At 50.4% G+C, this 12,391-nt stretch carries 7 protein-coding genes; all 7 read left to right on the plus strand.

All coding sequences use genetic code 11. The annotated features are described in order from the left end of the window. Window positions 1-68: 68 nt before the first annotated feature. Complete coding sequence (rplA, locus tag ACESLU_RS06210; protein ID WP_372636651.1) at window positions 69-767, plus strand: 50S ribosomal protein L1; 699 nt, start codon at window positions 69-71, stop codon at window positions 765-767. Window positions 768-788: 21 nt separating this feature from the next. Beyond that, window positions 789-1,313, plus strand: a complete 525-nt coding sequence (gene rplJ, locus ACESLU_RS06215; protein ID WP_372636654.1) for a 50S ribosomal protein L10 — start codon at window positions 789-791, stop codon at window positions 1,311-1,313. A gap of 56 nt (window positions 1,314-1,369) precedes the next feature. Next, a complete protein-coding gene (gene rplL, locus ACESLU_RS06220) occupies window positions 1,370-1,738 on the plus strand; it encodes a 50S ribosomal protein L7/L12 (RefSeq protein ID WP_073066602.1) in 369 nt (122 codons plus the stop codon). Between the two features lie 180 nt (window positions 1,739-1,918). Next, window positions 1,919-5,731, plus strand: a complete 3,813-nt coding sequence (gene rpoB, locus ACESLU_RS06225; protein WP_372636665.1) for a DNA-directed RNA polymerase subunit beta — start codon at window positions 1,919-1,921, stop codon at window positions 5,729-5,731. Window positions 5,732-5,783: 52 nt separating this feature from the next. After that, window positions 5,784-10,145 (plus strand): DNA-directed RNA polymerase subunit beta', encoded by a 4,362-nt coding sequence (gene rpoC, locus ACESLU_RS06230; protein ID WP_372636656.1) that lies wholly within the window; start codon window positions 5,784-5,786, stop codon window positions 10,143-10,145. A gap of 509 nt (window positions 10,146-10,654) precedes the next feature. After that, entirely contained in the window at window positions 10,655-12,025 is a 1,371-nt protein-coding gene (locus tag ACESLU_RS06235; RefSeq protein WP_372636659.1) for a sugar porter family MFS transporter, read from the plus strand. 26 nt (window positions 12,026-12,051) lie between these two features. After that, on the plus strand, window positions 12,052-12,391 hold a 340-nt coding region (locus ACESLU_RS06240; protein WP_372636662.1), incomplete at its 3' end, for a PfkB family carbohydrate kinase.

A 12,391-nucleotide genomic window follows, 5' to 3' on the forward strand; every position in this document is an offset into this window, starting at 1 on the left:
TTGCAGGTACTGCCCGAAGTATGGGGCTTCGAGTGCTAAGAGATAAATAGGAAGTTTTATATATAATTATGGCACAACGAGGAAAAAAATATCAAGAGGCCGCAAAGCTCATTGATCCGGAGTTGGAATACACTCTGGAGGAAGCTTGTGATCTTGTTAAAAAGGTCTCATCAGCTAACTTCGATGAAACGATCGATCTGGATCTTCGCCTGGGAGTCGATCCCCGGCACGCCGATCAGATGGTTCGCGGGTCCGTATCACTGCCGCACGGCACGGGTAAGGAAGTTCGTGTTTTAGCTTTGGTAAGCGAAGCTAAACAGGAAGAAGCTGAGGAGGCCGGTGCAGATCACGTAGGCCTTGATGAATACATTGAAAAAATTGAAGAAGGATGGACAGACATTGATGTAATTGTTGCCACTCCGGACGTTATGGGTAAAATAGGGAAGCTGGGGCGTATTTTAGGTCCCCGCGGACTGATGCCCAATCCGAAAAGTGGGACCGTAACCAACGATGTTGCTGAAGCCGTCAAAGAAGTAAAAGCCGGAAAAATTGATTTCCGTGTAGATGAATATGGTATTCTGCACGCATCAATCGGCAAAGTAAGCTTTGATGCCAGTGAAATTCGCGAGAATGCAATCAAGTTTTTGCAAACGGTCATGCGGCTCCGGCCCGCTTCTGCCAAAGGGTTATATATCAGAAGCGCCTATATGAGCTCCAGCATGAGTCCAAGCATACCATTAAGTCGTTCATCTGTAATTTCTGTATAGAAGTTTAAAACAAACTGAATCATGCCAACATTAGCAGAAAAGAAAGCAGTTGTTGAAGAAATTACGGAAAACCTGAATGCTGCCGGTGCAGTGTATATCGCCAATTATTCAGGTATGTCGGTAACGGAAGTCAACAATATGCGTGGCGAATTTTTCGAAGACAATATCAAGTATAAAGTGTATAAAAACACCTTGGTAAAAAGGGCCATGGAAGAAGTGGGCGGATATGAAGATTTATATCCGCACCTGGTAGAACAAAATGGCTTTGCCTTCGTAGAAGAAGAGCTTGCTGCCCCCGCAAAAGTGATTAAAAAATTATACGAGGAAACAGAGCGGCCTAAGTTTAAAGCGGCCGTCATTGCCGGAGATTTTTACGGTGAGGACGAGCTTAATACCCTGGCTGCAATGAAGTCGAAGAGCGAAGTTATCGGAGATATCGTCGGGCTTCTGCTTTCACCTGTTTCCAACGTGGTAAGTGCACTTCAAGCTCCTGGTAGAACCATTGCCGGTGCCATTGAAACCATCGCTGAAGAAGGCGAAAAATAACCAAACATTAATAATACACGAATTTTCAATTCATAAAGATCAATCGGAGAAATAACATGGCTGACGTTAAAGATTTAGCTGAACAATTAGTCAATTTAACAGTAAAAGAAGCAAACGAACTCGCTAACGTTCTTGAAGAAGAATACGACATCACGCCTGCGGCTGCACCGGCCGTTGTTGCTGGTGACGGCGATGGCGGGGGCGAAGAGGAACAAACCGTATTTGATGTCGTTCTGAACGGCCCCGGCGACAAAAAAATTGCCGTTATTAAAGAAGTTCGCAGTATCACAGGCCTCGGTCTTAAAGAAGCAAAAGAGCTTGTCGATAATGCACCTAACCCTATTAAAGAAGGTGTTGATAAGGCAGAAGCTGAAGACCTGAAGTCGAAGCTTGAAGAAGCAGGCGCTGAAGTTGAGCTTAAGTAGTTAAGCGTCAACGTATCAATTTGTCATTAGCCAATATCGTGCTATTACGGTATTGGCTATTGGCGTCTATTTGTATGCTTACCATTCCCTTTCACCGAAGTGAATGGCCGGGCGGCAAATTTGGCTCATCACCATCTAACTAATTTTAAAGGAGAGGTTCCTTTGAGTATACAAAGTAAAATGGAGAAAATTCCTTTCACCGATCGCTTAACATTTGCCAGTACTGAACACGTATTAGAATATCCCGATTTTTTAGATATCCAGCTGGATTCGTTTGGTCAGTTTACGCAGTTGGATATTGCTCCGGAAGACCGAAAAGTTCAGGGACTTCAGAAGATTTTTAAAGATAACTTCCCGATCCAGGATTCACGGGAAACCCACATTCTGGAATTCCTGTATTACAGCGTCGATACGCCTAAATACAGCATGAAAGAGTGCCAGGAGCGCGGTCTTTCCTATGCGGTTCCCCTGAAAGCCAAATTGCGCCTTTCGGCTGTAGACGACGATGATGAAACGACGGAAACCATTGAGCAGGAAGTTTTTCTGGGCGACCTTCCCTGGATGACCGAGCGCGGGACCTTTATTATCAATGGTGCTGAGCGTGTGATCGTTAGCCAGCTGCACCGCTCGCCCGGCGCTTTCTTCGGGCAGAACGTGCACCCGAACGGTACCCAGCTCTACAATGCCCGGGTCATACCGTTCAAAGGCTCATGGATTGAATTCTCCACGGATATCAGAGACGTCCTCTGGGCTTATATCGACCGCAAAAAGAAGGTGCCGTTTACGACGCTGCTTCGCGCGCTGGGCTATTCTACGGATGAAGAGTTGTTTAACCTGTTTGAACTTTCTGAAAAGGTTAAGTTGAGCTCCAAAAAACAGTATAATGAAGAGCTTGTCGGAGAACGTCTCGCCGTTGACATCGTTGAAGAAAAGATGGAAGAGGTCGTGGACGATGAAACCGGAGAAGTGACGGAAGCGCTGACGCGCGACGTACTTCTTGAAATCGACCATGAGCTGACCGAAGACGATTACGGCCTTCTCAAAGAGGCGGACGTGGATGCGGTTCGCATCCAGGATATGGAGCCCGAAGACTCCGAGCGTGACGTGTTTATGAATACGCTGCGTAAAGACCCCACCCATGATGAAGAGTCTGCCCTTGGTGAAATATATAAGCAGATTCGTACCGGGGAGATGCCGGATCCCGAGACCGCACGACAGGTCCTGGAGCGGTTATTCTTCAGCGACAAGAAGTATGACCTCGGAGAAGTGGGACGCTACCGCCTGAACAAGCGTCTGAAGCTGGATGTGGATATGGATACCCGGTATCTGGTGAAAGAGGATATCGTAGCCATCATTAAAGAGGTGATCCGCCTGAAAAATATGAAGTCGCAGGTGGACGATATCGATCACCTGAGCAACCGCCGGGTTCGCACGATCGGCGAGCAGCTGGGACAACAGTTTTCGATCGGCCTGGCGCGGATGTCCCGTACGATTAAGGAGCGCATGAACTCGCGTGATGCCGAACAGCTGACGCCCCAGGACCTGGTGAATGCGCGGACGATCTCCTCCGTTATCAATACGTTTTTCGGAACGAACCAGCTTTCCCAGTTTATGGACCAGACGAATCCCATTGCGGAACTGACGCACAAGCGCCGGATGTCGGCATTGGGACCGGGTGGATTGACCCGTGAGCGGGCCGGATTTGAGGTTCGTGATGTCCACTACACCCACTACGGGCGGCTCTGTCCCATTGAGACGCCGGAGGGGCCCAATATCGGGTTGATTACCTCGCTCTGTGTCCATGCCAAAGTAAATGATTTCGGTTTCCTGGAAACGCCCTATCGGAAAATTGAAGAGGGCAGGATAACCGAAGATATAGAATATCTGTCCGCCGAGCAGGAAGATGAAACAGTGATTGCACAGGCAAACGCACCGATAGAAAACGGTGTTTTCAAGAATAATAACATCTTCTCTCGTTTCCGTGACGGTGAAGTGGGACTGGCGGATCCGGAAGAGATTGAATATATGGATGTTTCCACGAACCAGCTCACTTCTGTTGCAGCGGCCCTTATTCCGTTTATCGAGCACAACGATGCCAACCGTGCGCTCATGGGATCCAACATGCAGCGCCAGGCGGTGCCGCTGCTCCGGCCGGAAGCGCCGGTTGTGGGCACAGGTCTTGAGTATCGCGCCGCTAAAGATTCCCGGGCCATTATCACGGCCGAAAAAGACGGTGAAGTGGTTTACGTCAGCTCCAGGGAAATCCATGTGAAGTATGAACGGACAGAGATGGAGCAGAACTGTCACTTTGATGACGGGGTCAAAAAATATAAACTGACGAAGTTCGAACGCACAAACCAGAGCACGACGATCAACCAGAAGCCCATTGTGAATGTGGGCGAGAAAGTCGTCAAGGGCCAAACGCTGGCCGACGGCTGTGCAACAGACGGCGGGGAGCTGGCCCTGGGCCGGAACCTGCTGGTCGGGTTTATGCCGTGGAGGGGATACAACTTCGAAGATGCCATTGTCGTAAGTGAACGGGTGGTTCAGGACGACCTGTATACCTCCATCCATATTGAGGAATTCGAACAGGAGGTTCGGGACACCAAACGCGGTGAAGAAGAGCTGACGCGTGAGATTCCCAATGTGAGCGAAGAGGCGACCAAGGATCTGGATGAGCACGGGATCATCAGAACGGGTGCCAAGATTAATCCGGGCGACATCCTGGTCGGTAAGATTACCCCGAAAGGAGAAACCGATCCCACGCCCGAAGAAAAACTGTTGCGGGCTATTTTCGGTGATAAGGCCGGGGACGTCAAGGATGCTTCGCTGAAAGTATCCCCGGGCGTTTCGGGTACGGTTATCGATACCAAGCTCTTTAGCAGAAAACGGGACGAGCAGATTTCCCGCAAGGAGGAGAAAAAGCAGGTTGAGCTTGAAAATGAGCGTCATGCCGAGAAGGTGGATGAACTCAACAGCAAGATGGTGGACAACCTGTACAGCCTGCTGAGAGATAAAACCTCGCCGGGCGTTTACGATTTCAACGGCATCGAGCTTATCCCGAAAGGGGAAAAATACCGCAAGTCGGATTTTGAGGAGCTCGATCCGGTGAATATCAATGAAAATATTCAGTGGGCCACCGATGATGAACTGGTAGAACACGTCCGACTCCTCTTTAAGAACTACAGGGATCTGCGCCGGGAAATCGATACCGAAGCAAAACGAAGAAAATACCAGATACAGGTAGGAGATGATCTTCCACCTGGCATTATTCAGAAAGCTAAGGTGTATGTGGCCAAGAAGCGGAAGCTTCAGGTAGGCGACAAGATGGCCGGGCGACACGGAAACAAGGGGGTTATCGCAAAGGTGGTACCTGTTGAGGATATGCCTTACATGAAAGACGGAACGCCGGTCGATATCTGCCTGAATCCGCTTGGCGTGCCCTCGCGCATGAACCTTGGCCAGATCTATGAGACCATTTTGGGATGGGCCGCCAAAGAACTCGGGGTTACTTTTGCCTCCCCTATTTTCGACGGGGCAACCGAGGAGCAGGTCAAAGAACAGCTCAGAGAAGCCGGCTTGCCGGAAGATGGTCGCGTTACGCTTTACGACGGGCGCACCGGCGAGCCGATGGATCAGCAAACCACGGTCGGTTATATGTACATGCTGAAGCTCAATCACCTGATTGAAGATAAGATGCATGCCCGTTCCATTGGACCCTATTCCCTGATCACGCAGCAGCCGCTCGGTGGTAAAGCCCAGTTTGGCGGCCAGCGTCTGGGTGAGATGGAGGTCTGGGCACTGTATGCTTATGGCGCTTCGAATATCCTTAAAGAGATGCTTACTGTTAAAAGTGATGATGTCAAAGGTCGATCGCGCGTGTACGAAGCCATTGTCAAGGGTGAAAACCTGCCCGAAGGCGATGTGCCCGAATCATTTAAAGTCTTGCTGCGCGAGATGATGGGTCTTGGACTTGAAATTCATATAGACTAATTAGAACAACAGAAATTTTACTGTTAAATAAAGTCAATCCGGAGGTACTTCCTTGCCGACTACTAATACATTAACAGTTTCGAAAGACTTCAACAGAATTGGTATTTCCCTTGCGTCGCCGGAGACTATTCTCTCCCGATCGCATGGCGAAGTCTTAACGCCCGAAACAATCAATTATCGCACCTTTAAACCGGAAATGGACGGTCTTTTCTGTGAAAAGATCTTTGGTCCGGTTAAAGATTATGAATGCCATTGTGGCAAATACAAGCGAATACGCTATAAAGGGATCATTTGTGATCGCTGTGGCGTAGAAGTGACCCGAAAAGCTGTTCGCCGGGAGCGTATGGGACATATTTCCCTGACGGTGCCGGTGGTTCATATCTGGTACTTCAAATCGCTGCCGAACAAACTGGCCTACCTGTTAGGCTATTCGTCCAAGAATTTAGAGAAGATTGTCTATTACGAGACGTACGTTGTAATGAATCCCGGCGTAGCGCGCGATCTCGGGTATAAAAAAGGCGATCTTATTTCTGAAGAAGAGTATTACGATATTCAGGAACAGCTCCCCGAAGATCAGTGGGAAATGGACGACGAAGACCCCGACAAGTTCCGGGCCAAAGAAGGGGCGGATGCCATTGAAGAACTGCTGACGACGCAGGACCTCGATGAGCTTGCGTATCGACTGCGCTACGAGGCACGTAACGAGACGTCCCAGATGCGGAAGAAAAAGAAGCTGAAGCGGCTGCAGGTTATTGAATCATTCCGTGCGGCCAATCAGCACACGGAAAACCGTCCCCAGTGGATGGTTCAAAGTGTCATCCCGGTCATTCCCCCCGAACTGCGTCCGCTGGTACCACTGGAAGGGGGACGTTTTGCCACGTCTGATCTCAATGATTTGTATCGGCGTGTCATTATCCGCAATAACCGGCTGAAACGCCTGATCGATATCAAGGCGCCGGATGTGATCCTGCGCAATGAAAAACGCATGCTGCAGGAAGCGGTCGATTCGCTGTACGACAACTCCCGTAAATCCAACGCGGTACGGAATAACAACCGTCCCCTGAAATCGCTCAGCGATATGCTGAAAGGGAAGAGCGGCCGGTTCCGCCAGAACCTGCTCGGGAAGCGTGTGGATTACTCAGGCCGTTCCGTTATTGTGGTCGGACCGGAGTTGAAGCTCCACGAGTGCGGCTTGCCAAAGGAGATGGCCGTTGAGCTCTATAAACCGTTTATCATCCGCCGGTTGATCGAACGCGGATATGTGAAGACGGTCAAATCGGCGAAAAAGGTGGTTGACCGGCGGGACCAGGCGGTATGGGAGGTTCTTGAGAATGTTATTGACGGACACCCTATCCTGTTGAACCGGGCCCCGACCCTTCACCGACTGGGAATTCAGGCCTATCAGCCGGTCCTTATCGAAGAGAAGGCTGTGCGCCTGCACCCGCTCTCCTGTACGGCGTTTAACGCCGACTTTGACGGTGACCAGATGGCCGTACACGTGCCACTGAGTCATGACGCCATACTGGAGGCCTCCGTATTGATGCTCGGATCGCATAATATATTGAGTCCCGCCAGCGGGGGACCTATTGCCGTGCCGTCACAGGATATGGTACTGGGTATTTACTATATGACCAAGATGGCCAATGACCAGAAAGGCGAGGGCAAGACGTTTGCCAACACCGACGAAGTGCTTATTGCCTACGATCGGGATCGCCTGGATATGCATGCCAAGATTAATATCAGGATTCCCCGGACCAACGAGGATGGGGAGCAGGAATATGAGATTATCAAGTCTACGACCGGGCGGGTGATTTTCAACAGAATTTTGCCCGAAGAAATGGGCTACATCAACCGCACGCTCGGTAAGAAGGAGCTCCGTTCGCTAATTGGCGATATCCACTATAAGGTGGGGACCGCACGCACCGCGGAATTCCTGGACGAAATGAAGAAGCTGGGCTTTGAGCAGGCTACGACCGGGGGACTCTCATTCAGCCTGGAGGATATCGTTATCCCGGATGAGAAGCAGAAGCTTATCGACAGTACACAGGATGAGGTTGCAGAGATCACTGATCGCTATGAAATGGGTTTCATTACCGATAATGAGCGTTACAATCAGGTGATTGACAAGTGGACCAGTACGACCAACCGTGTTTCGGAATCCCTGTTTAATGCATTGACAGCCGATCGCGACGGCTTTAACCCGGTCTTTATGATGGCCGATTCGGGTGCACGTGGTTCGAAAGAACAGATTCGTCAGCTGGGCGGTATGCGCGGGTTGATGGCCAAGCCTCAGAAAAGTTCGATGCAGGAAGGAAACGAGGTGATTGAGAATCCGATCCTGTCCTCTTTCAAAGAGGGACTGACGGTTCTGGAATACTTTATTTCTACTCACGGGGCTCGAAAAGGACTGGCTGATACGGCGCTTAAAACAGCTGATGCCGGTTACCTGACGCGCCGCCTTGTGGATGTTTCCCAGGATATTATTATCAACGAGAAAGATTGCGGGACCCTTCGCGGTATCAAGATGAAAGCGCTGAAGGATAATGAGGATGTTATTGAAAGCCTCGAGGATCGGATATTGGGACGTGTTTCACTGCACGACATCTATGATCCTCTGACGGATGATCTCATCTGTGAAGCCAATGACATGATCGATGAAGGTGTGGCCCAGAGCATTGCCGAAACGTCCATTGAAGAGGTGGAAATTCGCTCGGTGCTTACGTGTGAAACCGAACGCGGTGTTTGTTCAAAATGCTACGGCCGGGACTTGTCCCGCGGTACGATGGTTCAGGTTGGCGAAGCGGTGGGTGTCATCGCTGCCCAGTCTATTGGCGAGCCGGGCACGCAGCTTACGCTTCGAACGTTCCACGTGGGGGGTACGGCTTCCCGCATGGAATCCGAATCGCAGCATAAGGCGAAGTTCGAGGGCAAGGTAGAATTTGAGAACATCCGTGTCGTGGAGTACGACGATGGGGAGGAAATCCATGATGTCGTCCTGAGCCGTGCCGGCGAAATCAAGATTGTTGATGAAGAGGGCAAGGTGCTCACGACCTACAACATCCCCTACGGCTCAGAACTGCTGGTCGAAGAGGGGGACGAAATTCCGAAAGGAGTTCCGATTTGTAGCTGGGATCCTTACAATGCCAATATTTACGCCGAAATTGACGGCAAGGTCGAGTACAAGGATATCCTCGAAGATATCACCTTCTCGGAAGAAACGGATGCCCAGACAGGCCACCGCGAGAAAGTGGTTGTTGATTCCAAAGACCGGTCACTGGTCCCGACCTTGCTGGTCAAGGGCAGTGACGACCGTATTCGCGAGAAGACGCTGCCTGTTGATACCCATATTGTGGTCGAAGACGGAGAAGCAGTGTCATCGGGACAGGTACTGGCTAAGATTCCGCGGTCTACGGGACAATCGAAAGATATTACGGCGGGTCTGCCGCGCGTGACGGAGCTTTTCGAGGCTCGGTCGCCAAGCGATCCCGCCGCCGTGTCTGAGATTGACGGTGTCGTTCGCATGGGGGGACGGAAACGGGGCAAACAGGAAGTGATTGTGGAAAGCAAAGACGGGAAGACGGAGAAAACATACCTTATTTCCCTGTCGAAGCATATCCTTGTTCAGGAGAACGATTATGTGGAAGCCGGACAACAACTCTCGGATGGAACCATTCCGGCTGAGGAAATTCTCAATATCCTCGGTCCCTATGCCGTACAGTCCTACCTCGTGAATGAAATTCAGGAGGTCTACCGCCTGCAGGGTGTTCAAATCAATGACAAACACATTGAGACGATCGTCCGCACGATGATGCAGAAGGTGGAAGTTACCGACTCCGGGGACACCATGTTCCTTGAAGGAGATAAAGTGGACCGGTTCGAGCTCAACAACAGGAATGATGAGCTGATCGGTAAGTATGTGGTCACCGATACGGGGGGAAGTGACCTGAAACAGGGAACCATTCTGGATCGCCGCGAGGTTCGGGAACTTAATAACGAACTGATTAAAGCAGGCGAAGAGGAGATCGAAACACGGGAAGCGGAACCGGCTATTTCGAAGCCGATTCTGCTGGGTATTACCCGCGCGGCCCTGTCAACCGAAAGCTGGCTGTCGGCCGCATCCTTCCAGGAGACTACGAAAGTGTTGACACAAGCATCCATTGAGGCCAAGAAAGATGAACTGCTTGGACTCAAGGAGAATGTGATTGTCGGGCACAAGGTACCTGCTGGTACAGGACTGCGTAAATACGACGATCTTATCGTCGGTAAGAAGACCGAGCTGGATGAAGACGAGCAGGAAGTGGCTAAAGTCTTCGAACAGCTCAGCGGAGCCGGCGAACCCGAATCTTCAGATCAAGATGGCGAAGAGCCTCAGGCAGCTGCTGAAGCGGCCGATACCGAAGAAGATGAGGAGTAGTATCCTTTGGTAATGGTACCTGTACATTCCAAATGAAAAGCGTCCGGCTGAGCCGGGCGCTTTTTTTATTTCAAGGCATCCTGCCGGCCGAGATCAGTGTGCTTTTTAAAGCGTGAACGCTTAAAATAGCAAAAATCGTTACCTTATATTCGAACACCGTTCTTAGTCGGGTACAGTACATGCTGGTTGATAATGCTTCTGGTCCACGCCATTGGCCTGCGCATTCGAGCTCACCGGAAGCAGGGCCGATTCGATCTATAAAACGCTGGTGTCGCAGTGTCCTGAAAGGCAGGATCATAGTCTCCATGGTCTACGGAAAGTAATGATAAGGGCGCAAATCCGTTGCTTCAGACATCAATGATGGATGAAAGCAGAAAAGTTTCCCCAATCAGAAAGGATTATTTTGGGAAAAGCGAAAAAAATATTTATATCGTTGAGGGTGTTGCAAAGTTAACAATGTATCGCCAGATGCATGAAGGGATCCGATCCACTAATTTTCTGAAATCATTATGCTAAAAACGAGATCCATTTTACTCTCAGCTATTGTCGCCTCACTGGCAGGTTTCCTGTTCGGCTTCGATACTATTGTCATTTCCGGGGCGGATCGACCCATCCAGGAGATATGGGAAACGAGCGACCTTTTCCATGGTACGTTTATCATGTCGATGGCGCTCTGGGGCACGGTTATCGGGGCCCTGTTCGGGGGCATACCCTGCGACCGGTTCGGCCGCAAAAAGACGCTTTTTGGAATTGGCGTGCTGTATTTGCTTTCGGCGCTGGGGTCAGCCTTTGCCCCGGATCCCTATATTTTTTCTTTTTCCCGCTTTATCGGGGGATTAGGCGTCGGGGCCTCTTCCGTCGCCGCCCCCATTTATATATCGGAAATTACGCCGGCTGCGGACCGGGGACGGCTGGTGGCATCCTATCAATTTAATATTGTGCTGGGGATTCTGATCGCATATGTCTCCAACTATTTGATTGGAATCTATTTTGATGAATATGCCTGGCGCTGGATGCTGGGAGTCGAGGCCATTCCGGCTGCCATTTATGCCTTCTTTGTGCTGGGCGTGCCCGAGAGTCCGCGTTGGCTGGCCCTGAAGAAAAAGGATGATGAGGCGGCAAAGAAGCTGCTGAAGCAGCTCAATCCCAAAGCAAATGTGGCGAAGATGCTTGAAACGATTAAAGGATCCGTCGGGACATCAACCGATCCTAACTTTTTCTCCCGTAAATATAGCTTTCCCATTTTGCTGGCCTTCCTCATTGCCTTTTTTAATCAGCTTTCCGGTATTAACTTTGTGCTCTATTATGCCCCCCGCATCTTTGAACAGGCCGGCATTGCCGCCACGGAAGTACTGGGAGCTTCTATCCCGCTGGGCATTGTTAATCTTCTTTTCACCCTCCTGGGAATGTACCTTATCGACCGGGTGGGTCGCAAGCAGCTGATGTATTACGGATCGTTCGGCTATATTATTTCCCTGCTGGGTGTTGCCTGGGGTTTTTTTACCGGTGCTGAAGGATCGCTTGTCGTGGCCTTTATCAGCGCGTTTATTGCCGCCCATGCGGTGGGGCAGGGGGCCGTGATCTGGGTATTTATTTCCGAAATATTTCCCAATAAAGTGCGCGACTACGGCATGTCGCTGGGTTCGGGTACGCACTGGGTATTTGCGGCACTGATCACACTGTTAACACCAACTGTTTTAAATACGTTTTCAGGAGGATCGATTTTCGCCTTCTTCGCGGGGATGATGTTTCTGCAGCTGCTTTTTGTATGGCTGGTCATGCCCGAGACGAAGAACCGGACCCTGGAAGAGCTGGAGGATATATTGCTTCCCGAAGATGCCGAATTTGACTTTGACGGTGAAGCAACTTCAGAAGTATAGCAAGGTAAGCAGTTTATTTTTTTCTTATGGAAAGCAAGAGTAAAAAAAAGGTATTGTGTATTGGGGAGGTTCTCTGGGATTCGCTGCCCGGGGGCTTATTTCTGGGGGGAGCCCCGCTGAATGTCTGCTACCACCTGAACCAGCTGGGTATCGCAGCTGATATGTGTAGCAGAGTGGGGGACGACCGGCTGGGAAAAGAAGCATTGCGGCGAATACAAAACAGCGATATATCAACAGATTATATTCAAACAGACGGGGAAGCAGAGACGGGGTTTGTAAAGGTTAAAATCGGGGAGAGCGGGGATCCGGCGTATGAAATCATTGAACCTGCTGCATGGGACTTTATTGAAGAGCGTCCGGCGCTGG

It is taken from the genome of Fodinibius sp. (genome assembly GCF_041642155.1).
Taxonomy (GTDB): Bacteria; Bacteroidota; Rhodothermia; order Balneolales; family Balneolaceae; genus Fodinibius.

What these genes read in the sequence shown, in the direction of transcription:
- rpoB (WP_372636665.1), top strand. Translation starts at nt 1,919, where the DNA reads ATGGAGAAAATTCCTTTCACCGATCGCTTAACATTTGCCAGTACTGAA.
- rplL (WP_073066602.1), top strand. Translation starts at nt 1,370, where the DNA reads ATGGCTGACGTTAAAGATTTAGCTGAACAATTAGTCAATTTAACAGTA.
- ACESLU_RS06235 (WP_372636659.1), top strand. Translation starts at nt 10,655, where the DNA reads ATGCTAAAAACGAGATCCATTTTACTCTCAGCTATTGTCGCCTCACTG.
- rplA (WP_372636651.1), top strand. Translation starts at nt 69, where the DNA reads ATGGCACAACGAGGAAAAAAATATCAAGAGGCCGCAAAGCTCATTGAT.
- rplJ (WP_372636654.1), top strand. Translation starts at nt 789, where the DNA reads ATGCCAACATTAGCAGAAAAGAAAGCAGTTGTTGAAGAAATTACGGAA.